This window comes from Rhizobium leguminosarum (assembly GCF_002953715.1).
Taxonomy (GTDB): domain Bacteria; phylum Pseudomonadota; class Alphaproteobacteria; order Rhizobiales; family Rhizobiaceae; genus Rhizobium; species Rhizobium leguminosarum_V.
Map to the genome: position 1 here is coordinate 671,942 of NZ_CP025013.1, position 25,449 is coordinate 697,390.

Below are 25,449 nucleotides of genomic sequence, written 5' to 3' on the forward strand. Positions count from 1 at the left end.
CAGATCTTTTGAAACGATCGGCGCCTACTCTTGGTCCGCCATCGCATTGTATCGATAGGGACGATACCCGGCTGTCGTCGTGAACTTTCGGTGAAATACCTCAAGATGGGGAAGAAGGACATCAATCGCTTCCCAGGTTGCTGTTTCCCCTTCCGTTTCGGGATGTTTTAGCCGTTCGGCGATTTCCGCGAGCACTGCCTCGCGGTCGATCGTAATGACCTTTCCGTCATCGACGACCAGACGGCCGCCGACGAATACCTGGCTGATGGCATGCCGTCCGCCGCGATGCAAAACGCTCTCCGCCACCGGCGTCCGCGCGCTCATGCGGGGCCTTTCAATCTTGCGTCGGTCCATCAGCACGATGTCGGCCTGTTGACCCGGTTCGAGCCGGCCCGTAAAGCCGCCGAAGCCGACGGTTTTGGCGCCATGTTCCGTCGCCATCTGCAGCACGGCACCAGCATCGGGACGGTCGTTCCACAGGCCCGTTTCGCGGTGCAGTGCCCAGACCAGTTTCATTTCCAGCGTCATGTCTCGGTCGTCGGCTATGTTGGACTGGTCTATGCCGAGCGCTATCTTAATGCCGCGACGGCGCATTTCGTTGACGGGAGCGATGCCGCTGCCGAGCCGCAGGCCGGATGAGGCATTGTGGCACATGCTGCAGCCGCAATCGGCTACGATGTCGAGATCCGCGCGGCTCATCCAGTTGCCGTGCCCAAGCGTGACGTTTGGCCCGAGGCATTCGAGTGCCTTCAAATGCTGGACGGCGCTGTGGCCGAATGTGTTGTGGGCGAAGCTTGATTGCCGCTCGGTCTCCAGAAGATGCATATGGACCTGCGCGTCGGTTTCGCGGGCCGTCTCGAAAATCGTCTGGAGGCATTCGTCGGTGCACCAGTGCAGATTGGCGGGGGCGAGATTGATGCGGACGTGATCAGGCCGCGCGTCGAACCAGCTTTCCCTGAGCGCGCGATAAAATGTCATCAGGTCTGCGATCGGGATGTTCGACGCGTCGAGTTTGGGGGCGATCCAGCTGCGAACGGCTTCGGGAAGAGTGGCCAGGGCCTTGGCGTCTTCGTCATAGGTCAGAATATTGCGATCGCGGATCATGAAGGAAAAGCCGGCCCGCATGCCGATATCGGTATAGGCCTTGAGCGTGGCGTCGGCCGTCGCCATCCAGCTCTCGGGTGCGCCCGCAAGTCCGCTGTTGATATGCTGCACCGTCGTCGTTCCGCTTTCCAACATCTCGATCGCTGAATAGAGCGTATCCAGCCGGACATCGACCTGCCGCATCGCCCGGAACTGCGGCAGCCATAGTTCCAGAGGCGCGAAGGGCACACCCTGCATCAGGGGCGTGATCCCGAAATGGTGGTGGCTGTTGACCAGCCCCGGCATGGCGACCATGTCGGGAGATCCGAAGCGGGCAAGATGGTCGTTGCCGTAGCCAACGGCGGTAAGAGGCCCGATCTGCGCGATCATGCCGCCAGCGACACGGAGGCCCACGTCGTGGCGCATAGACATGGTGCCGTCAGGCAAAATACCGCACAGCACGGTTCCGGCTTCAATGATGCAGTCACCCGACATCGGCTCTTCAAGGCTCATTTCGTGTAGTCTCCGATCAATCCGAGGCGGCGGGCGACCACGACGCGGTAGAGCGGGTCGCCATAGACTTTCATTTCCTCGCTGGCGGAAAAGGCGAGACTGATATCGTGCTCGTCGTAACTTTGCGCGGCGATCGCATGCATTTCGGGCCAATCCGGCACCTGGATATGACGCCAGCGATCGACTGCCGTTATGCCCGGCATCTCGGGAAACCCGAGTTCGCCCATCAGAGCGGCGATCCCCTGCCAGAACACCCGCAACATCCGATGGAGGGTCGCCTCATCGCAATGCGGCTCAAGGAGACGGATCCAGTGCAGCCCTGTAATGATGTGCAATGCGGCGAAATGCTGGGTTGCTGCAAATATGGCGAGCGCAGTCGCTGCCATTTTTTCCATCGTGTCCGGCCCGATGTCGAGCCAATCGACGACGGGCGCAAATTCGAGCACGTTGCCGGCGTCACGCATGTTCTGCCAGAGAAGGTCGTGAAGCTGCATGCCATGCAAGGGCTTGATCGCAGCGGTCATGGCCAAGACTTCGGCCGGGTCGTGCGTGATCGGCGGCGTCCCTTTTGCTTCGGGAAGCGGCAGATAGGTGGCGCTCCAGTAGGCGAGCGCAATGGCGACATCGGTCTCGTCGGCGCGAAGTACCCCGTAGGCCGCCCGCATCAGCGCGTGAAAAGCGCTGGCGCCAATGCCGTCGGCAAGATCGGGAAGATAAAGCTCCAGTGCCTCGTGTATTCCGAGGCGCGTCACCTCGCCGGCAAAGAAGACGCGCAGATCGGGCTCACGCTCACGCATTCCGATGGCGGCTTTCCAGCTCTTCCCATCCAAGCGCTTCAATGGCTGGGCGAAGGGTGGAAGCTGCTTGGCGTCTCTGTAGTGATGGAAGAACCGTCGAAGCTGAGCCGGCCCGCCGCCGATCCGGTCCAGCGCGACGAGGACCATCGGAGCATGATTGGCGAATGTGCGCGAAAATTCAGAACCCCATGCCGGCATGTCGGCCAGCAGCGTTCTCAGTTCGTCCGAAGTGCTTTCTTTTCGTACCATGGATCTAAACTCCTCGTTGAAAACGGAATGCCCGCTTGCATTCACACCGTTGGTTGCCAGGCGTCCCGGTGAACAGCTTCCGCTTCCGTCTCAATCAAGGGTCCGATGACCTCGATGCTTTTCTGGCCCGCCGAAAACACATCGCGGCATGGCAAATCCATTGTCGGGTTGTCCGGGTGATCCCCTGTCATGGCCTTCCAGTAAATGGCGCCGGCGCACATGGCGCAGGGTTCCGCCGAGCTGTACAAGGTACACTGCGCCAGAAACGGCTCGCGATAGAGCTTCGAGGCACGCGTCGCCAACAGGCACTCGGCATGGGCCGTTGCATCGAGGTCGGGGAAATATCCGTTTTCTTCCTCAAGAAGAATTTCACCGCCGGGACCGGCCAGAAGCGCGCCGAAGGGCATATTGCCATGCGCTGTGGCGCTGTGCGCAATCTCGAAGGTCAATCTGAGAAGGCTTTCGTGATCAGGGCTCATGTCCGTTCTCCTCTACCGTATGCGATTGGCTGTCTTTCGCATCGGCCTGCCGCATCACCGGCAATCGCAAGGTGGAGGGGTAACCATCGCCTGACCGCAGCACGAGGGTCGTGACCAGCCGATCCGTTACGGCCGCGTCCTGCGGGCGTGCGCCGGTGCCCGGATTGACGGGGAATGCGGGAAACGACGCCGCCTGTATCGATAGACGCAGGCAATGCCCCGCCCGCACCGTTACGTGGACGGGCCGCAGCGCGACGGAAACCGGCGATCCTGCGCCGTCGTCCTTTACGGTTTTATGTCCCGACGTCACGCTGATGGCGGCCCCATCAGAGGTGAGCATGCTCAAGGTGCAATCCAGGTCGAAACTCGGCCTGTCGGCGGTGACGAAGAGGTCCACTTTCGGGGCTCCGGTCAGCAGGAGCGGCCGGTCGAGCGGATCGGAGGTGTAGACCAACACGTCGGCCCTGTCGTCGATGGCGGCCCGGTCGGCAAAATCCGGCGGCGTGCCGAGATGCAGCCCGACGCTCGGGGCCGGCCGCCATGGATCGTGGACGAGATAATCGGCGCTCGCTAGCCCCGCCTTCTCGGCAAGCGTTCCATCGATGCTTGTCGCGGCCGCCCGGCCGCCCGATGAGAGATGAAGCACCAGCGTCTCGGCTGTGGGCAGGCTTTCGAAACCGGCCCAGGCCCCTTTGACGACATCGTAGAGCCGGACCTTCGGGTAAGGATTCTCGCAGCCTTTGAGCGTCTCGTCGAAGAATGCGACGATCTCGCGGTCGATGCCGTCTGCAGCGTCGGCTCCGGCATCCAATGCCCCGACCCGTCGTCCCCAGGGGAGATGCGACCACGGTCCGATGGAGAGCCGCTGCAGACCGCCACCCGCGGAAAATGCCTCGAAGGCGGCGAAGGTGCCCTCAAGCATAATGTCGTTCCATCCGCCGACATGCAGGACGGGGACGTCGAGTGTCACGCCCTTAAGCAGCGATTGCGGCGACCTTGTCCGCCAATAGGACGGATCATCGGCAAGCCAGTCATGATAATGCGTGTATCGCGATGCCTGCTTCAACACGTCCGGCCGTGCCGAAACCGCGCCTGAATGCAGAGAAGGCAAAGCGGCATGCAACATATGGGCGGCATCGAGGTCGTCGGCCAGCCAAGCATTTTCGACGGCCATCTGACACGCCCACATCTGATTGGACTGCAGACGGAACCCGTCGCCCTCAAATGCCCAGTGATTGCGCACATCAAAAGCCGCCATGGCGATCGCCATCGCATCGGGCACTTTCCCGCCGGATTTTCGAGCGCCGGCAAGGGCCAGGAACTGGTTCATGCCGTGGTAGCTGAAGCCATAGCTTGCCACCATGCCGTTGCCGCCGGCAAGATCGGCCGCCAGCGCCAGCGTCTGCGCGCCGTCGGCAACATCATCCTCCAGAACCCTGAAAATGCCCTCGGAATCGCCCCGGCCGCGAACGTCCTGCACCAGCACGACATAACCATGCGCCGCATACCATGCGGGATGGGCCAGAACGACCGTCGAGGCGACCTTTCGCCCGTAGGGCAGGCGCATCACCAGAACGGGATAGCGCTCCGGGCCGACGGGACGATAGACGTCGGCTGCGAGATGAACGCCGTCCGCCATGCGCATCCGAAGAGTTTCGATGTCGCGGAGTGCCAGCATGCTTATCTCTTGACCGAAAAGCGGGTTTCGGAGGTGAGCCTCGCCATGTCGAATTTGCGCGTCGCCTCGATGAGGCGCACCAAACCTGCCGCGGCCCGGTCAAGCACCAGCGCGCCTTTGACGGCGTCGGCATTGGCGGCATTTCCGCTAACGCCTGCGGGATGAAGGTCCTGCGCCTGCCAGCCAAAGCCGACCGCGCCTTCCGCCGTCAACGGGCTGCCGGACTGCTCGATGTCGACGGTCAGCGGCACGAAATCTTCGGCCTTGTCCATGGCGACCAGCTCCGGCGCGATGGCCAGCATCATGCTGGTTTCGATATCGCCGCCGTGAATGCCATGAACGATTTCCGCGGACGAAAACAGATCGTCGACCGGCGCGATCCTGAACCAGGAGCAGGCTACCGCCAGCATGTCAAGTTCGACACGGATATCGCGGCAGGTCATCTCCATCAGCGAGATCTGCCCGCCATGAGAATTGAACAGGATCATCTTTCGGACGCCGGCCCGCTTCACGCTTCTGGCCATATCGAGCCAGGCGAGCCGCAGGGTTTGTGCTGATATGGTCAGCGTCCCCGGATAGGCGAGGTGCTCATCCGACTTGCCGACACCGAATGCCGGCAGGATGAGGACGTCCGCGTTTGCGTCAAGCAACGGCACCATCCGATCGATGATGGCGGCGTTGATGGCGGCATCAACCTGTACGGGAAGATGGGGGCCATGCTGCTCGACAGCCGCAATCGGCAGGATGACGACGGTCTCGCTCAGATCGCGGGACGCAAAATCCGCAGTCGAATAATCGGCCCAGTAAAGGGAATGCGTCATGCGCCACTCCGCATGGCCGGCTTGCCGGTATCTTGAGAGCTTGCCGATTGCCGATTGGCCTCGGCTATCATGATCTCGAAGTCGTCGGCGATCGGCAGATCCGGTGAGACGTAAGATGCCAGTTCCGGCAGGATGACCGCTTCCCGATCGAGCAGCAGCCGGCGCAGGACGCCGCGCACGAGCCGTGGAACGGCATGCTTGTGCCCACTGATCGACGTCGAGTGCGGACCGTGACTGACGAAACTGCTGCTGTTGAAGGCAAATACCCGGCTGACCCACGTCTCATCCGGATCTTTCGGGATGAACCCGTAGAACCCGTCGAGATAGGGAAACCGTGCCAGCCGGGCATCCGCGCGGCCGTCTTGCGGCGTGTAACGTTCGCCCCAAAGCGCGACCTTGTCATGAATGGTTTTGAGTTCAGGCCTGACGGCGAGATCGACATCCATCCCCGTTGCAAGCAGCAGGTGATCGAACTCCAGAATACCGTCCGGGGTGGTGACGCGGATCGCGTCTGTCTGTTGAGAGACCTCCAGCCATGGTGTTGCGGGACGAAGCTTGAAATTTTCAAGGCGCATTGCGGTCTCAAAACTGCGCACCGGCGGCGGCTGATCGACGCTGCGAAAGAACCGGGCGATATCCCAGCGTGTGGTCTCGGAAAGGTCAGGGTAATGCGTCATCATGCCGGGCGTCTCGACGGCGCGGTGGGGATTCGTGCGCGGCAGGCGCGCGCGCCGGAAGCAGAGATCGACGGAGGCAGCACCGGCTTCCAGCGCCTTGATCGCATTGTCGAACGCAGAGGCGCCATGGCCGAGCACGCCGACGCGCAATCCCTTCAAAGCGTCGAAATCGACGGGACCGTTCGTGTGATCGAATTTTTCGGGCGCCAGTGCTTCTGATACAAAGGGCGGCACCCGCCATGCGCCGGCGCCGTCATACCCGGTGGCCAGCACCACGGTTCGCGCCAGAGATTTTTCAATCCTGCCTCCGATGCGGGTCGTAACCGCGATCAGATCGCCCTCCGGCGCGACGTCCAGGACGTCGCAATGATTGGTGATGGCGATCTCGAAAACGTCGGCATACCAGTCGAGATAGGCCTTCCAGTCTGTTCGCGGAATGCGGGACAGATCCGTCCAGGCCTGCTGCCCATAGAGCGTTTCGAACCAACGGCGGATGGAGAGATTGACGACGTTGAACTCGTTGCCGATCTGGGTCTTCGGGGTGCGCAATTCCTCCATGCGCGCAAAGGTCAGCCATGGCCCCTCAGCGCCCGGCGCGCCGCTGTCCAAGACGCGGATGCGCCGGAGCCCGTCCCACTTCAGGGCTGCCGCGATCGTGACGCCTGACTGGCCGCCACCGACGATGATCGCATCGGCGATATCAGCCGCGTCTGGTCTCGGCAGGTCGCTGAGCCATGGTGCGCTCGGGTAGCCGAGGGCGGCAAGATCGGCAAGTGCTGCCTGCTTCAGGTCGTCAAGCGTCACGGGCGGCGCATCGATTGGGGCAATCATCATAGGTAATCTCGTATATGGGCCATACGTCCGCGCAGGCGACGTCGGCGATTGATTTCGGTCATCGCCACGATCAGGGCCGTCAACACGAGGACGGCCACCTGCATGGCATTGAGGTCGGGCTTCAGCTCGCGCCGGAATTCCGATGCGACGATCAGCGACAGGGGCTGCGTGCGGCCGGCGAGGAACATGGAGATGGTCAGATCGGCCAGCGACAGGATGACCCCGATGGAATAGGCGGCACTCAGCGCGACGCTCAACTGTGGCAGCAGAACACGCCGGAAGCTCTGCCACGGGGTGGCGCCGAGATCCCGCGCCGCTTCTTCAAGCCGCGGGTCGAGCCGGACCATCACGGCGGCAAGGATTGTGGTGGTGAAGGGAATGACGACCAAAGTCTGCGCCAATATGAGCGCGGTTGCCCCACGGCCCAATCCAACCCAGCTCATAAGCATGGCCTGCGCAATGGAAAGCACCGTCTTCGGCACCAGAAAGGGTACGAGGACCAGGATGGCGAATGCTGCCCTAAATTTCATGCGTGGCGACGTCACGGCCAATGCTGCCATCAGCCCGATCAGCGCGCCGAGCAGACCGACGGGCTGTGCAATCAGAAAACTGGTGACGAAGCCACCCAGAAACGCTTCGTTGCCGAAAAGATCGGCATACCAGGTGAAAGTAAATCCGCTCAACGGGAAGGCCATCGTGCTTGCGGCGTTGAAGGAAAAAATTCCAAGAACGACGATCGGCAGATAGAAGAAACACACGGCAAGACCGAGCGTGAGGATGACCAGGCGGCTCATCGTGCCCCCCGTCGAAAGACCGCGCGGGCGCCATCGAACCGAAGCAGGATGGTCACAAACCCGGTGGCAAAGGCGAACAGGACGACAAGAAGGCTGAGCGACAGCGCGGAAGCCAGCGGCCAATCGAACGCCGTCCCGAACAGGTTGTCGATCATGGCCATCGGGGTCGCACCCGACGTGCCGCCCAAAAGGCTCGGCGTCATCATGTCGCCGGCGGCGAGTGCAAAGACCGTAAAGACGCCGACAGCCAGTCCGGGTGTGGTCAAAGGCAAGATGACCTTGAAGAACGCGTCTATCGGGCGAGCCCCGAGATCCCGTGCGGCTTCGATCAACCGTTTGTCGATCAATTCCGCCGATATCCAGATGGCCAGCACCATAAAGGGCAAATTGTTGTAGAGAAGCACGAGATGCGTGGTGAACGGCGAAAACAGCAGGAATTTCACCGGCTCATCGATCACGCCCAACCATTTCAGAGCGGCGTTGACCAGTCCTTCGGAGCCAAGAACGACCCGCCAGGCATAAATCCGGACGATTTCGCCGGTGTAGAGTGGCGTCAAAAGGACGATGCTGCCGATGCCTTTCCAGAGAACGGGCAGCCGCGTCATCGAGACTGCGATCGGGTACCCGATCAAAGCCGCCAGTAAAGCCGTGCCCGCGCCCGAGACGACCGATTTGCCGATCAGAAAGGCGAAGACCGGATTGGCAAACATCTGCGCCCAACTCTGTCCGGAAAAGGCCGGAACGAGCGTGAACGCATCGAGATCCACCTCAAAGACGCTGAAAACCACGAGCACGGCAAGCGGTAGAACGCATCCGAGGATTAAAATGCAGGCGACTGGCACCGCGAGCTGTGCCCGGTGAAAAACCGAAGCCATCAGTCGATCCTCGTGATGAAGGCGCGGTCCTGATCGACGACGAGCCCGACATTCGCTCCAGGCGAAAGCGGGTTATCCGCCATGAACCGCAAAATGACACCGTTAACCTCGGCCTCGACAAGGTAGCGATCTCCTTTGAACACCACATGCCGGATCGTCGCGTTCAGGCCATCGGTGCCAATACGGACATGCTCCGGCCGAATAGCGAGCACTGCCTTATCCCCTTTCGCCAATCCCTCCACTGCCGGGCATTGCACGATGCAGATGGCCGTATCGATCGCAGCCGATCCGGAGGCCCCGCCGCCATCGACGATTTCGCCTGGAATGAGTGCCGCCGCGCCGATGAAGTCAGCAACGAAAGCGTTGGCAGGACGGGCATAGATTGTCAGGGGCGCAGCCCTTTGAACAATGCGCCCCTTGTTCATGACAACCACGATGTCGGAGAGCGCAAAGGCCTCCTCCTGATCGTGCGTGACGTAGACGAAGGCAATACCGAGGCGACGCTGCAAATCCTTCAGTTCGATTTGCAAATGCCCGCGCATCTTTTTGTCGAGTGCAGACAAGGGTTCGTCGAGAAGCAGCAGATGCGGCTCGGCAATGATGGCGCGGGCCACCGCGACCCGCTGCTGCTGGCCGCCAGAGAGCTGGTGTGGATACCGATCGCCGAACTGCGCCATATGCACGGCGTCCAGAGCCCTTTTGACGCGCGCGGCCACGTCGACATTGCTGTGGCGCCGCAGCGTCAGCGAGAACGCGACATTTCCGAAAACGGTGAGGTGGGGAAACAGCGCGTAGCTCTGGAATACGGTGTTGACCGGACGTCGCTCCGGCGGAACGCCGGAAAGCGACCGTCCGTCAAGCACGATCGATCCCGCGTCCGGCGTCTCGAAGCCGGCGATCATGCGCAAGATCGTGGTCTTGCCGCATCCGGAAGGGCCGAGAAAGGTAGTGAAAGCCCTTTCCGGAATATCGAGATCGACGCTATCGACCGCGCGGTCCCTGCCGTAATTCTTGGTCAGACCGCGCACCGAAAGCAAAAGCCCGGATCTTGACGGATCGGCCGCCATGTCAGGCGTCGTCGTCATGATCAGCTTGCCTTGACTTCATTCCAGATCTTCAGCCACTCGGAATAATTCTCCGGGGCGACCGGCCACATGAACGACTTCATCACATCCATGTCGTCGACGAAGATCGCTTGCTGCTGCTCCTTCGACAATTCGTCGCGGATGATCGAGGATGTGGTCGCATAGTTGCCGATCTTAGCGATCTGGGTCGCGAATTCCGCCCCAAGCAGATAATCGATGAACTTGTAGCCGATCTCGCTCTTGTCCGCAGACAGCGTGGCCGGCATGGCAAAGCAGTCGCACCAGCCCATAATGCCGGCTTTCGGCTTGGCCATCCCCATCGCCAGCTTGTCTTTCAACGCATCATAGGGAACCCGCCACGAAAACGCGCAGGAAACCTCGCCGGTGGCAAACAGATTGGTGAGATCGCCGATCGTCTGCCAATAGGTGCGCAGCAGCGGCTTTTGCGCAACCAAAAGCTTCTTGGCTTCCGCCAACTCCTTGGTCTCCATGAGAAAGACCTTGTCGCGCGGCACGCCGGCGACCAGACCGGCGATGCCGATGGATTCCAGCGCATAGTCGCGCATGGCGAGCTGGCCCTTGTATTTCTCGTTGAACAACGTCGTGTAGTCAGGTTCGCTGTCGAACTTGTCCTTTCGGTATACGATTGGATTGAGGCCCCAGAGATAGGGAACCGCGAACTGCTTGCCCGAGGCATCGAGAACCTTGGGCGTGGTCTTGAAGACGTCGTACATCTTGGCGGCGTTGGGGATCTTCGCCATGTCGATTTCTTCGAGCAGGCCTGCCTTGATATAGCGCCAGCTTCCATTCAGCGACGGATTGATCATGTCCCAGTCGGAAGCCGTGCCGGTTTTCAGCGCCGCGAACTGCGCGTCCTCGCTGGAAAGATAGGACAGCTTTACCTTGACGCCGGTCTGCGCCTCGAAGGCCGCAATGTATTCAGGATGCCCGTTGGAATCCCAGGTCGCCCAGACCATTTCGGAAACGGCAGCTTTGGCACTGCTCAGTGAACCGAACATCCCCGCCGCCGCACCGGCGGCGATCCCTGCAAGCACTTCACGTCGGCTAACTCCTGAACCTGCCATCTTGCCCTCATCTGGTTGCGAGTGAACTGCGACCAGTGTCGTTTGTTTGGACAGGAAAGCCTATAACCGAACCCAAATAGACTATATTGCACTGCGCAAAAGCCGGGCGACCTCTACCGCGATCCCGCGAGATTGGTTTAAACGAAGACCGGCGCTCCGGCCCGCAGGAATGTGATCGGTACCGACTCCGTCGGATCGTAGACACGGACGCCGGCCGCAACCGACTTGATCATCTGCCGGAGCCAGACGTGATCGGGAGACTGGTGCTTGCACTCATGCCAGAGCATGTAGAACTGCATGTGTCCGAGTTCGCGCGGCGCCTCCAGAACGACCAGTGGAAAGGCCTGAGCGATTTGCTCGGCAAAAATCCGCCCCGTGGTGAACACGAGGTCCGATTGTGTCAACACGTAGGGCGTGATCGCATATTCTGGCACGGATACAGCGATGTTGCGCTTGAGCCCTAGTTCGATCAGCCGCCCATCGATCGGGCTGAGGTGGGCCCGCTTGTCGGAAGTCGGAGAAAGATGCTTTTCCTTCAGGAACTCGCCCATCGAGATCGGTTCACGTTGACTTGCCAGTCTATGGTTCGGGCGGACGACGCAGACAATGTCGGTGGTTAACAGGGGAGACATCCGCAGATACTCCGGCGGATGCGGCCAATTACCGATGACCGCATCGATGGACCCGTCCGCAAGCTGGCTGATAAGATCATCATAGCTCGGCATGTGGGACGCATCGACGCCGACATTGGGTGCCTTTTGTGCAATTTTTCCGACCAGCTGAGGCAGAAACACGGCTCCGAGGCAATTGTCCGCGATGATGCGGAAGTTTCGCGTCGCATTGTCCGGGTCGAAGGTGGCGTGAGGCGATAGATGCGCGTCGATCTGGCCGAGAATGTCGCGCAACGTCTCTTTCAGGGCGAGACCTCGCTCCGTTGGTACCAGCGCGCCTCCGGACCTGACCAGAAGCGGATCGTCCAGCATTTCCCGCAGCCGTTTCAGCGTCAGGCTGACCGTCGGCTGGGCCTGCCCCAGAATGTCGGCGGTTTTCGAAACGCTGCATTCCGTCAGCAAGGTCAGGAGCGTGCGCATCAGACGCACATCCATCATCCCATTCGCCTGTCGCATCATGATCAGCTTCCCTTGTCGAACGGTGCAACAAGCTTGAGAAGAGGCATATTTCATGCCAGCTGGGAGCTCGCTGGTCATGCCTGCAATTACGGCGATCAAGAGCATCGAAAGTTGTCGGGCAGAGGATCGCCCGATTTGGAAGTATTTCCGCACGGGGAATTTGCGCCCACTACCGTGTCGGGGGCTACTCCAATGTAAGTCATCACATCTGCTCCACGAGCAATGCGACCCCCGTACAGCCTGAGCCTCGACGCATGATCCGCAACAGTCAAACGTCATCCTCGCTCATCCTGCGGCTTATGGCCTCCCATGTTTCAGTCCTTTGCGTTCTGACTGGTGCGCTTGGCATCTATTTCTATCACTCGGTGAGCTCCTCACAGGAACAGCGCATCGAGATGATCGTCTCGGGCCGGGCCAGCTATGATGCTCGGCTTGTCAGTGAGATGTATCCTCTCGGCGAACTGAAGGAGCGGCCGTTGCTTATTGCCAAGATGCTTGGCGCCGAGCGCGACGTCCTTGCTTTCCGCCATCCGTCGGGAGAGGTCGTGATCGATTCCTGTCAAGGCGAACGGGGCCGCCTCTCAGGTGCGCGCGAATTCCAGCAGCGGCACGACATCATGGTTGTCAGCTGCCCGAAGGGCTGCAACGTAGCGAGCGCGCAGTTCGCCAACATCGGCCAGAGTTCCGCCGCCCCAACTGAAACGCTCCCGGCCAAGGCGTTCGATCAGAAGGTCGGCCGCCAAGCGAGCGTGACGGCCATTCCCATTCGGAAACGGGTGTATTGCGACCAAGCGATGGTGGAACCTGACCGCTACCTCGTCCGCCGGAAATGTCACATGCTCGATCCAGTAGAGAACGTCCCTCAATAGGCTGCCGAGCTCCACGCCAATGCGGTATGCCTGAATGCCGATATTGCGCTCCGTCGTCCGGAAGGTTCCGGCCCATTCCCAGACGTCGCCGAACATCCGCTTGTGCAGTGTTCGCATGAAGTCCTCGCTGAGCATTCGCTCAAGCGATACGCGCCGGCGACCGCGCGACCAGGCCGCACCCTCTACGATGTTTTCCTGCTCCGCCTCGTTGAGATCACGGCGGTGCGTGATCCATGTCTGAAGCAGTCCCTCTCGCTCATGCGGCTCAAGGGGTGTAGCGTCCTCGGGCTCCTGAAACAGGTCTGTCATGTCTCGTTCCAGAGGTCGCGCTCGGAGAGTCTATCGCGAATGTATGCCTGGACGCGGGATTCGAAGTCCGCCTCGTCCGTCCCCTGAGCTTCGAGCCGCATAGTATGCGCGACGCGCTGAAGCTCGCGCGTTGCGATTTTCCTCGCGCGCGCCTCGATGACAGCCTCGAGTGAACTGTTGGGAACAAGTATGTAGACGAGCGTGCAATCCAGCGCCTCAGCTGCACGACGTAAGGTGTTAAGTTGGATCGTGCCTGCGGCTTCCGATTTCTCTATCGCTTCTACGGTTTGGGGCCGCACGCCAATGCGTGTGCCGAGCTGCGCGCCCGTCATCCCGAGCGCGTCGCGTAGTGCGCGCACCCATCCCTTTGGGGGCGCCCTGAATCGGTCGATCGGGTGGAGCGCTCGAAGTCGTTCATCGAGGCGCAGGCGCCCCCTCTTTCGACTGTCGCTCTTCATTCATTGCCCTCAGACTGTAAGCTGATCATGAGACATGACATATCAGTATACAGTCTGATTATCAATGCGAAGACTCAGTCTATAACATGATTATACGATTCAAAAATCACGCTGTGATCTGTGAATCAGGCATAGGAAATCAGGCTGGAATCTGGCGGATATCGTTCTGCTCGAAATGACCCCAAATCGCATGGGCGTGGCGATGAGTTTCACCATGGGTCGCCGGTGCCGGATCCGCGCGGGTTTCCGAAAGGGCCGCGGGCGAGGGATATCGTCGACGCTTATATGCATCTCGATGCAATCAAGGTGAAGACGCGGGATTTAAGATAGGGGAAAGACGTGGTCTGTCTGTTCAATTCCCATCAAAGGACCAGCGTCCGCACTGTGATAGCGAGGTTGAGTCTACCAAGCGGTGTAGTTCGAGAGGCGACGGAAGGATCGTCATTATTGAGCCAAAGCAAATATTTATGCACGTCGCCTTCGCTGGCCCGGAAACCGGCAGCCGGTAAAGGCGAGTTGACGTAAGTTCGAGCTTTCCCCCTATTGAAGTGCAGCATCGCTAGCTTGGGCCGTACTAAGAAAGGCCGCTCGAGGCGGCCTTTCATGTTTCTGCAGACCTAATAAGACTTCGTTCAGCCAGCGGCCTTGATGCTCGTGTTGCAGAGGCTCCAATAGCCGCCGCCCTTCTGGATCCACTTCAGATCGCCGAGCGTGCCGGCATCCTTGGCGGTATGGTAGGAGTCGACGCAAGTGTGCAAGCGGGCCTTGCCAGGCGTTTCGCTCGAATACTTCTTGTCGATCGCCTTCGGGAACTTGACGCTCTTCGGCGCCGCGCTCGTCGGCTTTGCCGGTTCCTTCTCGCTCGTAGCGGAGACATCTGCCTCGTCGGCTTTGTCGGCGGCGGCAGCGTCCGCGCCACAGAACTTAGCGCGGAAATCATTCCACTTCACGTCCTTGGCGGAACCGTCGGCCTTGGCGGCCTGATACTTTGTGCTGCACTCCTTCATCGTCAACGCATGCGCCGGCGACGACATAATAAAAGCAGCAACCAGCGAGCCGGCAGCGGAGAGAAGCAGTTTGTGTGACATATGATTGGCCTCCGTCGATGATGTTGACGTTTCAGTCTTCGCTTCCGCCTCGGCGTTAAGACGCTGACGACGGGAGGGTTCCATTGGGACTTGCCTGATCTACGGCCGTCGGAAGGTGATCCGCGAGAAGCTCGGGTACCTTGCTGATATCGATGCCGAGTTTGGAGGCAAGGCCCTGTAGCTGCTCAGACGAAAGCGCTGCGCGAATCTGGTCCGCGGTGATCGGGATATTATCACCCGTGCCTATCCATGAGGCTACCTGGTGGCCAAGCCCGCTTTGGTTGAGTTGCGTGAGAACGCCATCGAGTCCGCCGGCATTCTGGAAAACATCTTCGGCGACCGCCAGAAGATTGACCGGCCTGCCGTTCAAGACGTCGCTGACGACACTGCCCAAACCATCGAAAAGCCCCATGACACTCTCCTTGGTCCAATCGTCATATGACGCAAACGCTACACCCGCTGAATGAACCTGAGATGAACAAAGGCCACCGCAGCTTCTGGCGTTCGCCAATCCGGCATCACATCTTTCTCGGGAGTTGGGGCATGTCCGTGGCGGGTGATGTCGCCCAGCTTGCGAGGAGAATGTGAGGCGGTTCCTCGCGACTGGCCGGCCGCCGCGCACTAGGATAGCTCCGAGATGGATTAGTCGAAATCGGCGATGCGGCACGACTGGAAGACGATGATCGGATCACCTTCCTCACCGACTGCAGGTCTTCCTTCTCGCTTCACGACGAGGATGCCAGCATGGCGTTCAGCGGGTTCCTTCGCTTCCTTCACGCCTCAGCCTCGTTTTGGTCGGGGTTGTCCCCGTTTATCGAGATCGAACGCGAAGATGGACAGTGAGGTAAACGAGCCTGGCATCGGCCTTATCGCTCCGATTTGCCGGTACGCTTCTCGAGGAATTCGTCGATTTCCGGTTTCACCTTCGCTCGCGTAAGATACTCAAGCTTTTGACTAAGCTTTTCGACGTTTTCGTTGGTAGCGTAGCCAGGCGCGGATTGCGCGATCGTGGAGTCCTTCGCGCGATCGTTCTTTGCTCGATTTGACCGCGAGGCTGTTTGGGATCGTCTTTAATTCGCAACCTTTATTCAAGTAAACGGGAAAAACAACTTTTGATACACTTCAGGCGAGGCGTTATATAGTTGGAACTTATGAATGCCCCCGGTGTTTAATTATACGGTCGCTCGGCGATTGTTGCTTACCCCAGGCAGCCACCACTCCTGTGCGCCGGGCGGCCACTCGTCCCCAGCGTTTGGTTTTTTGACTGCGAGCGCTCGAATGGTTAGCGGAGACTATCATCGTGGGCAGGGGGACATTCCCCCAGAGGCAGGCTTTGCAAATCGCCTGTTAGTTCATATTGCTCGCTTGCCTAGACCGTTTCGTCGGGCAATTGGATGGACTGTTTACCTAGCTCTCGTATTGGTCACGTTCGTGGTGACCTTGATGCCCGTTTGGTGGTCACAATAAGTTGCCGACAGGCAACCGGCTGTTGCGCCGGCGGGATGGCGGTCCGTCGGATCGGCGGAGCTTCCTGCCGGGCGACTTGAATTGAACACAGTCCAACGCTATCGGCCTTAATGCGGGAGCTGAACTAATCGAAAGCGCTGACGCCCTGGCACCTTTATCAAGGCACCTGAGCAACTTCCCATTGGAACCTGTACTTAACGGCACGGGCTGCAAGAAAGGGATACCTCAGGCACGAGAAAGTCCTATCCTCGAAGACGAAAATCCGTCATTCGACCTCACTAACGACCAGAAGCTCTCGCCTTCTTGGGAGCCGAAATACCGCTTTCCCGCTCAAGCTTTTTGCGAGCGAGTTTACGGACGCGCCTGATACCCTCCGCCTTCTCACGAGCACGTTTTTCGGACGGCTTTTCAAAACGCTCCCGAAGTCGCGCCTCCCGGAAAACGCCTTCGCGCTGCAACTTCTTTTTCAAAAAACGGAGCGCTTGCTCAACGTTGTTGTCACGTACCAGAACTTGCATTCTAAACTCCTAGGATCACTGACGCGCCTCATTAGATCCATGCGCATTGATGATCAAGGCTTGGAAGACCGTTTGCCTAGATTCTCTGTCTCCACTGTTTGATGGGCGCGATCGCGAATGGGGCCAGGGGTAAGCTCTGCCAGCGATTGATGGGTCAGAAGTTCATATCCTTTCAAGACCAACGATATTCGTCGCGCGACCATCGACTACCAACTCGTCGCGCAGGAAATCGCCGCCATATCTCGGCGAGGAACAATCTGGGCTTGCCCACCGGGACCACATGAGGGTCCGGAGCGGCATCGTAGTCTGAAGTTTCACCACCCCTTAGAATAAAGCCGAGAGGTGGTTCGATTTGCAGTCTGCCGGCGAGGAAGAACAGCTCGAATAACGTCGCGGCGGCCGGCTCAGCGCCAAGATACTGGCTGGCGAAATCTCCGGCTGGCCGAGGCCTCCAAAAAAGGTCTTGGACATCGCTGCAGGGCCAGGCGTTTTCGGGATCGAAATCGCCAAGGCATTTCCATCGGCGGAGATCGTCGCCGTCGACTGGGCCGCCGTGTTGGAGCTGTCGGGGCAGAACGCGGAAAGAGCCGGCGTGGCCGACCGATACCGGACGATCGCCGGCAGTGCCTTCGATGTGGAGTGGGGCGCGGGTTATGATCTCGTCCTGCTTCCGAATTTTCTGCACCACTTCGATTTGCCGACATGTGCTCAGCTGTTACGAAGGATCATCGCGAGCCTTACAGGGGATGGTCGGATCGTCGCGGTCGATTTCGTGCCGAACGAAGATGGCGTGTCGCCGCCTTTCCCAGCGGCGTTCTCCTGGGAGATGCTCGCTAGCACGCCGGCGGGCCAGGCTTATACTCAAAGTGAGCTGACTGAGATGGCAAGACTGGCTGGCCTTTCCGGCGTCACGGTCAAGCCGATACCGCCAACTCCGGCAAGCCTCATTGTCTTTGAATAGCGGTCGATCGTCGGCTGCGTTGCCTGGCCGACGCCTGCCGAGGCGCTCAGACCATCAATCACAGCTAATGCGGTCTGCGCAGCCGAAATGGCTAACCCTCCGCTGGCACATTATTGGGATCGAAACGTGTCAATCGACGAGTGATGATTAGCGCTGAGGTCAAAGTGAGAAGTGGAAAGTGAAAAACATCCACCATCCACTTCGTGCCTGGCCGCGGGTTGCGCTGAAGCACTCGAGCACAAAAATAAGCGTTTCCAGGCGTTAGCAGACATGCCTGGTTGCCCGGAGGTACGATTCCGTTCAAGACGCCCTTCCTCTGCGAATTGGCGACGACATCAACGCCAGGCTGGCTTACCTAGTGATCTATGGGGCACGATGGCGTGGGCGATTGCATGATCGACGTGGTCGGCCCGTCGGCTCCGATACCTTTGCCGTCACCAAACTCGGCGGCAAGGTGGTAGATTTCGACCAACAGCTCCACCTTGCGAAAAATGGAGCACCGAGCGGCGGCCCAACGGCGTTATCGCCTTTGCTTTCGTTGAACCAATCGCGGCCAGAGACCGGCAGCACAATCCGTCATCCGTTGACGCTCCGAACAGTTGCAACGCTACCGCCGCCGGCAGTCCGGCGCGTGGCAAGCGCCTTGACCGAAAAGAGCGCGTAGATGATCAGCGGAAGGCAGGCGAGATAGGATGTCCTGATGCCTGCATGTTCGGCAATTAAACCGAGCAGCGGCGGCGCCAGGAAGAAGACGACGAAGGTCATCTGGCCGAGAGCGGCGACGTTGAGATACGCCGCGCGATCAGTACGCTGGGCCGCCGCCGAGACGGCGAGGGGATAGACCGCGCTGCAGCCGGCGCCCATCAAGGCGAAGCCCGCCAGTGCGACATAGGCATGCGGTGCGCCCCAGACGGCGCAGATGCCAATCGCCGAAAGAACAAGCAGCATCGTGGCGACGGCCCGCGCGCCAAACCGATCGACCAGCGGATCAACGAACAGGCGCGCCAGCGCCATGCAAAAGGTAAAGAGTGTCAATCCCAGTCCGCCGATGAAGGGCTCGACTGAAAACACGTCGCGCATATAGATCGCCGACCAGTCGATCCCGGCACCTTCGACGAGAAAGGCGGCGATGCCGATTACGCAGAGCGGCATTAGCCCCCAGGTAGGAAGCGCTACCGGCGGCGCCTTGCCTTCGTCCAAAGTGATCCGCGCTGGCGCATTGCGCATGCCGGCGATCGCCCAGATGCCGATGACAAGGACCACAACAAAGGTCACGGCGAGATGTAGCTGCATCGAGATACCGGCTTGGCGGACTACCGAAGAGACAAGCGCCGTGACGAAGAAGCCGAGGCTCCAGAAGCCATGGGCTCTGTTCATCACGCCGCGTCCCAGCTGCGCTTCGATGCGGTCGATCTCGACATTGAGATTGATCTCTAGCGCCCCGGCGAGCAGCCCTTCGACGAAAAGCAAACAGAATACGGCCGGCGCAGCACCGATCCATGGCACCAGCGACAGCAGCGCGGATGTGCCGAGAACTGTAATGAACGCCGTCGTCCGCGCGCCGAGCCGGGCGATCAAGGGCGAAGACAAAGTCAACGAAATCAAGGCGCCGATCGCAGCCCCTATCAACGTCAACCCAAGCTCGGACTTATCGACGCCAAGCGCAACCTGCAAATCCGGCATCCTCGACAGCAGCGCCCCCAGCGACACGGCGAAGAGAAAGAAGCAGACATAGATCCGCTGCTGCGGCGCAATTTTCATGATGCAACTCCGGGGATTGACGCTTCGAAGCAGAACAGCGCTTTTGGATCTGTGATGAATACCTCACAGGACCTGATATCCTGAACTTGCCGTACAAATCACCGACAGGCCCCGGCATGGCCGTTGACGCCAAACTGCTCATGTGAGGAGGACGACACCGCCTCGCGCGACGATACCGTCGATATCGACCGCTCACTGGCACGGCCGGCCAGGCAAGCCATCTGCGCTGCGGTTCATCTGCGATGTGAGCGACGTGATGCCGCCGCCCGGGTCTGCCACGTCTGCCTGCCAGAACCTTCCACTTGGATTGCGGCCATCGCGTCCTGCCCCGGCTTTTGGTCGTGCCAGGCTCGCGCCGCCTGCAACGGCTTTGCCGTCCTCCACTTCGTTGCGGCCCTGCGGGTGCAGGCGCCGCTTGCCGCCTGGCTTTCGGACCGCCGTAGCAGGTCGCGATGGCCGCGACCTCGAAACGGAGGTTCCAACATGAGCAGGCAACAATCCAATCAACGATCCGATATCTACAGCCGCATCACCAGCAAGATCATCGCCGATCTCGAACAGGGTGTGCGGCCATGGACCAAACCCTGGACGACGGGACATGCGGCAAGTGAGGTCAGCCGGCCACTGCGCCACAACGGCCAAGCCTACACCGGGATCAATGTTCTGCTCCTCTGGTCCGAAGCCATCGCCCGCGGCTTTGCCTCATCACGCTGGATGACGTTTCGCCAGGCAATCGAACTCGGCGGCGGCGTCCGCAAGGGCGAAACCGGCACGACCATTGTCTTTGCCAGTTCGTTCATCCGCACCGAGACGACGGAAACAGGCACTGAGATCGAACAGGACATTCCATTCCTCAAGACCTACACGGTGTTCAACGCCGACCAGATCGCCGGTCTTAATGGCCGCTTTGATGAGATCGCACCTGCGCAGGACCCGATGAGCCGGATCGGCAATGCCGGCCGCTTCTTTGCCAACACCGGCGCACTGATCCGGCACGGAGGATCGGCTGCCTATTATGCCGCTCACCGTGATTACATCCAGATGCCATGCTTGGACGCCTTCCGGGACGATGCCTCCTATGTCGCCGTCCTCAGTCACGAGATGACGCACTGGACCGCCGCACCGCGACGGCTTGATCGCGATCTCAGCCGCTATGCAAAAGACCGGAGCGAACGCGCCCGCGAAGAGCTGATTGCCGAACTCGGCAGCTGCTTTCTCTGCGCCGATCTTGGCATCGTCCCTGAGCTCGAACCACGCCCCGACCACGCAAGCTATCTCGATGGCTGGCTCAAGGTTCTCAGCCACGACAAGCGCGCCATCTTCTCGGCGGCAGCGCATGCGCAGCGGGCCGTCGACTACCTGCATTCCTTGCAGCCGGAGCTCGACGAGGAGGAGGCGGCGTGAGCCGTCTCTTCCTCAGCCATCCAGACGGGGACCACTGCAGCGGCCGATAGCCTCGCGAGCTCTGTGTTTGCAGCGACCTCAGACGTTCGATCTCAGCGAGCGCCGCTGCCTTCATTTTGAACGGGCCGATATCGTGTCCTTCGGTATCGGGTAGCCAAGCGGGCAGGAACCACCATCTTCCAGCTCGGAAGCTCGAACTGCTTCTCAATGATCAGATCCCCTCGTCGGCACGGCAAAACAAGACTTTTCGCTTCAGGGGAGCCTCGGCATCTCCCCCTCTGTAACGTGCCAGATCCAGGGTGTGATTTCCGGTCTTGCCTCGATCATCTCAGCCAGCGCATTCTCGAAATCTTCGCTGGCGCCGGGAGGCACGATGAACATTGCAACGGGAGCCGGGCGTTGTTCCGGCAGGGTGACAGAAACGACCGGTTGCTCGCGGGATAGATTGAAACGCAGGCCTTTCACGCTCTTTCGCTTCAGCCTTGAAAGCCGTTCCAGGAGATGTTGCTCATGGATGCTCTCGAACGGAATCCAGTTCTCGTTGACCACCATCATGGCGATCTCCTCGATGGATGCGATCCCCGCGTCTGATATCCCGAAGGTCGCAATGATGATCAGATGGAAGTCCTCGCTCGATCGCCAGAGCTCAAGCTCCGTTTCGTATCTGGCGCCCAACCGCTTCCATGTTCCTTCCTCGATTATGAAGGGGAAGGGGAGGTGGCGGACGACGATTTTCCGGCTGCCGCGGGCTGCGGCGAAGTCCTTGACCTCCGCCACGGTCACCATCAGCTTCCGCGGCCCTGGGCCGGAGGCGTGGGCACCGGCAAGCGCAGCCGCCCGCCGCGTCGCTATACCCTCTCGGTCCTCCTGATGAAACACTTCCGGTACGAACAGGATGTCACTTAACAGGCCCCCTTGCGCGGTCATCTGCAAGGCGGCGTTGACGACGCTTGCTCGGACGCGGCCCCAACCGCGTTTGCCCGTCCACGACGAGCGCCATTCCGTCAGTTCCCCTGCCTCCCAGAGATAATGCAGGACGGCGCGCAACGAGAGCTTCTTTGTCTCGTTGCGCAGCGCGGTCTCAGACGCGTGCGTTGAGAGTGCTGGCGTGTTTCGAACTCCCTTCTTTGTCAGAGGAAAATCGAGCTTCAGGGCGGCTTTCCCACTTGCGTCGATATGGATCGCGCTGCCGATCAAAGACCCAAGGCCCGATAGCTCGTAGGGCGGCTCATAGGAAGGGCAGGCGGGGTGATGACTATGCCCCGAAAGCGGCATGCGCTTGATGACATAGAGATCGTCGACGTGTGCGATGTACATGGCAAGCGGCGGGTCTTGGCATCGGCAAAATGGCCGTAGCCTCTGCGCGTAAGCGTGTTCGAGCCGAGATGGAAGCTCGGGAGCGTCTTCATCAAACGCCTGCTCGCCAATCAAAAACTGTCGCACATCGCTCTCATGAACATCTTTTGCTGAACCGGTGCGAAGATGTAGCACGGGCCCCCGTATCATACTATCGTAAAATAGTTAGTATATTGGCGATGACGCTGCGCGCCTAGAAGCGCAAGGGTGGTGCGCCGAGCGCATCGCCGCCTGCTGGGCCGAGCCTCGCAGGGTGACGCAGATTGCCTTCAAGCCGAACTGGGCGAAGCACGCCAAGGCTGCTCCCTTCCGGCGCAATGACGAGATGCTCTCGATCTGCCGACTGGCGTCATCATTTTTCCCGGCTCCGGCATCACAGGCAATCTCGCCGACAAGGCACGCCGGCTCGGCATTCCGGTCTGGCAAGCCGCGGAGGATGGCGCGTGAGCGTCGTTTCCTCCGTGCGGGGAAAAGCCGGATGGTAATGAGATCGCGTCGCAGGTTGCGGCGACGCGATCAGGGCTCGTTCATGTCGTGGGTGGATGCAACCGTGTATCGAGGGCAAAAGCCTCCTGGAACTTCAGCGCATAGGCGCCCGTCGCGCCGCCCGCCAGAAAAATCAGGTTCCAGCTATGCGGCGAGACCGCGCACGGAATCGCGACGAAACGATGCTGTCGAAGCAGATCGTCTCCGAAGGCTTGTTGTCCCGCGCCCGGAATGCCCGGGCGTAGCCAGTTGGGATTGGGAACACTTCCCGGATCGACAACGTGGACATCCCCGGCATCGGCAATGACAGCTGCCGTCATCATATGCGCCACGGTGTCGAGCGCCCGGAACCCCTTGTGGACCGCAACTTCAAGGATCGCCGTCGCGGGATCGAGCGAGCAGTAGACCGCGTGAATCCCCTTGCTGTTCCAGCGGCCGCCAACCCGATAGGCGCCCTCCCCGCTATCCCATGTCGGCGCATGGACAGCCTGATCGAGCCGCCACGCGACCAGCTCGGTCCCGCCAAGCGCGATCGGCAAAAGGGTCATGCATATACGCCGTATTCCAGGCGATCGAGATGATCCTCGACAAGCTCGACGCCGGCGGGCGTTCCGAGAAGATCGATCGGGCGGCGTTGGTCAAGCCCGACCGCGGGACGCTCCAGCCATTGTTCGGCTTCTGCCTGCGATCCGAAGATATCCGTTGCCTTTGCGAGGATCTCGGCAAATTTCCACGCGCGGCCGCTCTGTTCCTGGCTGAGCGGCTTGGAAGGCGTGTCCTTCCGCCGCTGCCAGGTGCGCAAGCTCATGCCCACCGCCTTTTCAAGGGACTCATTCTTGGCGATGACAACGAGATTGCCGACAAGGTAATCCAGCGCCGAGGCAGGCAGACCATGCAGAAGCAACTCATGCGCGTCGAGCGCGTTGGTCAGGCGACGCGACAGAATGCGCGAGCCGCCGAGCAGTGCTTCAATCTTTTGCAGTTCACCGCCTGCTGCTAAGGAGGGTGCTTTTGCGGCGATGGCCATGATCTTTCTCCTGCGTCATCTGTCGTTCCTTATATGTCATGTGTCGCGATCAATTTCAAGGATCGAGGGGCGCATCCGGCGTATTCGCCGGACCGGGCTCTATTTCGCCGGCGAGCCGGCTCCACGAAGCCTGCGGTGCAGTCTTCGCGCCTGAAGGCGTGACGATCCTTTGCGCGGCGACTACCGCGCTGTTCTAAGACGGGAACGAGCGGATATGCATCGCGCGATCAGATCGGATCTCCGATGACATAGCAGCCTCGGTCCGGCCTATAGCCCTTCCGACGTTTCCGGCGTGCAAGATCGAGAAAATGCACCATGGCTTCCCGTTCGGTCCCGAACACGTCGGTCCTTTCACCACCACGCCTGCCGATCCGCCCCCAGCTTCGAACGACCGCGGTATCGCCGAACAAGGTCGGCTGGATCGCGAGCATATAATAGCGCGCCATGTTGCGGCTGGCATCGATGCGCTGGCAGTAGAGGTGGAACGACATTCGGCTCATGCCGGGAATCATTCCTGTAGGGACCGACCCTGTCCAACGAGAGTTTTGAATCCTTTGCAGCCGATGGATTCCGTTTTGTGATGTATTGGCACGTCAGGGGCCGGTGAAGAGCACCCGACCAAGCCGGTCCCAATCGATCAGGGTGGCCCGGGCGCTGACGGTTGGATCTCCGGTGGAATACTGTCGGATACGTCAATCGGGGCCAGGGCGAGTCGACGAAGGATCACGTATTCGACCCCTCGAGCGAACAACTCCACCCGGCATTGCCCCGCGGCCTGCAGGGAGCGCTGCAATCAACGCGCCGATCCCGCCGGACGACAACGTATGATGGGAGCAACTGGCGGGCGCTTCTCGCCTGCGGTTAGGAGCGGGCGAGGGCTTTGCGCAGAATGGCGCCGGGCATTCCAAGGGCCTGTAGCCCACTCTCGCACGGTGCCAGCACCGGGCGGCCATAGCGGTTTGTCCCGTCCTTCGGTCGCAATCCGGGGCCATTCCCGTTCTCCATGTCGCCTTTCTAAGGGACCGGCCGCCATCAGCGTCAACCCGCAAGGGGTTCCCCTGCGCTGCGCTCCGGTGACGCCTGCGGCTCGGCCCCTTCTTCGGGCGCCATCGGGAATGGTCCCGAGCAACCGAAGGAGACAGTACCATGGCCACCACGATCGCAACCCTCACCGCAAAGAGCGACGGCACCCTCGAAGGCATCTTTGCCACCATCCGGGTCAACGCCCCGATCGCCATCGTCCCGAATGACAGCAAGACGAGCGATGAAGCACCCGACTACCGCATCATCCACCGCAAGACCGGCTTCGAGATCGGCGCGGGCTGGAACCGCATCGCCCGCCTGACCGGCGAGGAATACCTCTCGGTAAAGCTGGAGGCTCCGGAGATCGGCGTGATCTTCGGCAACCTCGCACAAGCCCCCGGGGGTGAGCCGAACCGCAAGGTCATCCTCTGGAACAACCCGAACTGAATGATGAGCAGCCGGCTCCGAGCGATCGGGGCCGGCTTTCACAGTGATAGCACCTGAGGCGGCCGGCTTTGCCTGCCGCCTGTTTTCTGGTGCCAAACGAAACGTGGATTGTCTGCTCAGATTGCCAAGTCTGCCATGAGGACCGTGCCGCCTCAAGGTCGCGCGGCCCCTCCAA

General features: G+C 60.3%; 25 protein-coding genes and 2 pseudogenes. 4 read left to right on the forward strand and 23 right to left on the reverse strand.

Annotated elements, in window-relative coordinates:
* Positions 1-24 precede the first annotated feature (24 nt).
* The 18 genes from CUJ84_RS27600 to rpsU form a co-directional block, all read right to left on the reverse strand.
* Positions 25-1,596: an amidohydrolase family protein gene (locus CUJ84_RS27600; RefSeq protein ID WP_105008818.1), complete on the reverse strand. Its 1,572-nt coding sequence runs from the start codon at positions 1,594-1,596 to the stop codon at positions 25-27.
* Positions 1,593-2,642 carry a questin oxidase family protein gene (locus CUJ84_RS27605; RefSeq protein WP_105008819.1) on the reverse strand — a complete coding sequence of 350 codons (1,050 nt, stop codon included), beginning with the start codon at positions 2,640-2,642 and terminating at the stop codon, positions 1,593-1,595. Before CUJ84_RS27605 ends, CUJ84_RS27600 begins: the two co-directional genes overlap by 4 nt.
* Positions 2,643-2,683: 41 nt before the next feature.
* A complete protein-coding gene (locus tag CUJ84_RS27610; RefSeq protein WP_105008820.1) occupies positions 2,684-3,121 on the reverse strand; it encodes a nucleoside deaminase in 438 nt (145 codons plus the stop codon).
* Positions 3,111-4,799: a CocE/NonD family hydrolase gene (locus tag CUJ84_RS27615; protein WP_105008821.1), complete on the reverse strand. Its 1,689-nt coding sequence runs from the start codon at positions 4,797-4,799 to the stop codon at positions 3,111-3,113. Before CUJ84_RS27615 ends, CUJ84_RS27610 begins: the two co-directional genes overlap by 11 nt.
* A gap of 2 nt (positions 4,800-4,801) precedes the next feature.
* Positions 4,802-5,620, reverse strand: coding sequence for a creatininase family protein (locus CUJ84_RS27620; protein WP_105008822.1), 819 nt, complete (start codon positions 5,618-5,620; stop codon positions 4,802-4,804).
* Positions 5,617-7,131 carry an NAD(P)-binding domain-containing protein gene (locus tag CUJ84_RS27625; protein WP_105008823.1) on the reverse strand — a complete coding sequence of 505 codons (1,515 nt, stop codon included), beginning with the start codon at positions 7,129-7,131 and terminating at the stop codon, positions 5,617-5,619. Before CUJ84_RS27625 ends, CUJ84_RS27620 begins: the two co-directional genes overlap by 4 nt.
* Complete coding sequence (locus CUJ84_RS27630; protein WP_105008824.1) at positions 7,128-7,925, reverse strand: ABC transporter permease; 798 nt, start codon at positions 7,923-7,925, stop codon at positions 7,128-7,130. The genes CUJ84_RS27625 and CUJ84_RS27630 overlap by 4 nt, the downstream gene beginning before the upstream one ends.
* Entirely contained in the window at positions 7,922-8,800 is an 879-nt protein-coding gene (locus CUJ84_RS27635; protein WP_105008825.1) for an ABC transporter permease, read from the reverse strand. Before CUJ84_RS27635 ends, CUJ84_RS27630 begins: the two co-directional genes overlap by 4 nt.
* Complete coding sequence (locus CUJ84_RS27640; protein WP_105008826.1) at positions 8,800-9,885, reverse strand: ABC transporter ATP-binding protein; 1,086 nt, start codon at positions 9,883-9,885, stop codon at positions 8,800-8,802. The genes CUJ84_RS27635 and CUJ84_RS27640 overlap by 1 nt, the downstream gene beginning before the upstream one ends.
* A 2-nt stretch (positions 9,886-9,887) precedes the next feature.
* Positions 9,888-10,970 (reverse strand): ABC transporter substrate-binding protein, encoded by a 1,083-nt coding sequence (locus CUJ84_RS27645; RefSeq protein ID WP_245457575.1) that lies wholly within the window; start codon positions 10,968-10,970, stop codon positions 9,888-9,890.
* Between the two features lie 137 nt (positions 10,971-11,107).
* Positions 11,108-12,205 carry a LysR family transcriptional regulator gene (locus tag CUJ84_RS27650; RefSeq protein WP_245457576.1) on the reverse strand — a complete coding sequence of 366 codons (1,098 nt, stop codon included), beginning with the start codon at positions 12,203-12,205 and terminating at the stop codon, positions 11,108-11,110.
* Positions 12,206-12,474: 269 nt separating this feature from the next.
* Positions 12,475-12,663, reverse strand: a complete 189-nt coding sequence (locus CUJ84_RS38075) for a hypothetical protein (RefSeq protein WP_158686970.1) — start codon at positions 12,661-12,663, stop codon at positions 12,475-12,477.
* An 18-nt stretch (positions 12,664-12,681) separates the two neighbouring features.
* Complete coding sequence (locus tag CUJ84_RS27655) at positions 12,682-13,278, reverse strand: mobile mystery protein B (RefSeq protein ID WP_105008827.1); 597 nt, start codon at positions 13,276-13,278, stop codon at positions 12,682-12,684.
* Complete coding sequence (locus CUJ84_RS27660) at positions 13,275-13,736, reverse strand: mobile mystery protein A (protein ID WP_105008828.1); 462 nt, start codon at positions 13,734-13,736, stop codon at positions 13,275-13,277. Before CUJ84_RS27660 ends, CUJ84_RS27655 begins: the two co-directional genes overlap by 4 nt.
* A 632-nt stretch (positions 13,737-14,368) precedes the next feature.
* On the reverse strand, positions 14,369-14,824 hold the full coding sequence (locus tag CUJ84_RS27670; protein ID WP_105008829.1) for a hypothetical protein: 456 nt from the start codon (positions 14,822-14,824) through the stop codon (positions 14,369-14,371).
* A 55-nt stretch (positions 14,825-14,879) separates the two neighbouring features.
* Positions 14,880-15,236, reverse strand: coding sequence for a YidB family protein (locus tag CUJ84_RS27675; RefSeq protein ID WP_105008830.1), 357 nt, complete (start codon positions 15,234-15,236; stop codon positions 14,880-14,882).
* Positions 15,237-15,466: 230 nt separating this feature from the next.
* Positions 15,467-15,601 (reverse strand): hypothetical protein, encoded by a 135-nt coding sequence (locus tag CUJ84_RS39190; protein WP_281069962.1) that lies wholly within the window; start codon positions 15,599-15,601, stop codon positions 15,467-15,469.
* Positions 15,602-16,569: 968 nt separating this feature from the next.
* Positions 16,570-16,809, reverse strand: coding sequence for a 30S ribosomal protein S21 (gene rpsU, locus CUJ84_RS27685; protein ID WP_003554884.1), 240 nt, complete (start codon positions 16,807-16,809; stop codon positions 16,570-16,572).
* Between the two features lie 403 nt (positions 16,810-17,212).
* On the opposite strand from rpsU, the pseudogene CUJ84_RS27690 reads away from it, so the two are divergent.
* Positions 17,213-17,770 (forward strand): annotated as a pseudogene (locus tag CUJ84_RS27690) (class I SAM-dependent methyltransferase); the annotation flags it as partial.
* A gap of 576 nt (positions 17,771-18,346) precedes the next feature.
* Here CUJ84_RS27690 and CUJ84_RS27695 read toward each other — a convergent pair.
* Entirely contained in the window at positions 18,347-19,531 is a 1,185-nt protein-coding gene (locus tag CUJ84_RS27695) for an MFS transporter (protein WP_105008831.1), read from the reverse strand.
* A gap of 483 nt (positions 19,532-20,014) precedes the next feature.
* Between CUJ84_RS27695 and CUJ84_RS27700 the strand changes: the two genes are divergently transcribed.
* The gene (locus CUJ84_RS27700; protein ID WP_105008832.1) at positions 20,015-20,935 is read left to right on the forward strand and encodes an ArdC family protein; all 921 of its coding nucleotides are present in this window, start codon (positions 20,015-20,017) and stop codon (positions 20,933-20,935) included.
* 252 nt (positions 20,936-21,187) lie between these two features.
* On the opposite strand, the gene CUJ84_RS27710 is transcribed toward CUJ84_RS27700, so the two are convergent.
* Entirely contained in the window at positions 21,188-22,378 is a 1,191-nt protein-coding gene (locus tag CUJ84_RS27710; RefSeq protein WP_105008833.1) for a DUF1173 domain-containing protein, read from the reverse strand.
* 127 nt (positions 22,379-22,505) lie between these two features.
* Here CUJ84_RS27710 and CUJ84_RS27715 point away from each other — a divergent pair.
* Positions 22,506-22,738: pseudogene (locus CUJ84_RS27715) on the forward strand (SLOG family protein); the annotation flags it as partial.
* 80 nt (positions 22,739-22,818) lie between these two features.
* On the opposite strand, the gene CUJ84_RS27720 reads toward CUJ84_RS27715, so the two are convergent.
* From CUJ84_RS27720 to CUJ84_RS27730, 3 genes are all read right to left on the reverse strand, one after another.
* A complete protein-coding gene (locus tag CUJ84_RS27720) occupies positions 22,819-23,325 on the reverse strand; it encodes an RES family NAD+ phosphorylase (protein ID WP_105008834.1) in 507 nt (168 codons plus the stop codon).
* Complete coding sequence (gene parS, locus CUJ84_RS27725) at positions 23,322-23,804, reverse strand: type II RES/Xre toxin-antitoxin system antitoxin (RefSeq protein ID WP_105008835.1); 483 nt, start codon at positions 23,802-23,804, stop codon at positions 23,322-23,324. Before parS ends, CUJ84_RS27720 begins: the two co-directional genes overlap by 4 nt.
* A 227-nt stretch (positions 23,805-24,031) precedes the next feature.
* Positions 24,032-24,316, reverse strand: a complete 285-nt coding sequence (locus CUJ84_RS27730) for a WGR domain-containing protein (protein WP_105008836.1) — start codon at positions 24,314-24,316, stop codon at positions 24,032-24,034.
* Positions 24,317-24,950: 634 nt separating this feature from the next.
* Here CUJ84_RS27730 and CUJ84_RS27735 point away from each other — a divergent pair.
* Positions 24,951-25,274 carry a DUF736 domain-containing protein gene (locus tag CUJ84_RS27735; protein WP_105008837.1) on the forward strand — a complete coding sequence of 108 codons (324 nt, stop codon included), beginning with the start codon at positions 24,951-24,953 and terminating at the stop codon, positions 25,272-25,274.
* Positions 25,275-25,449 lie beyond the last annotated feature (175 nt).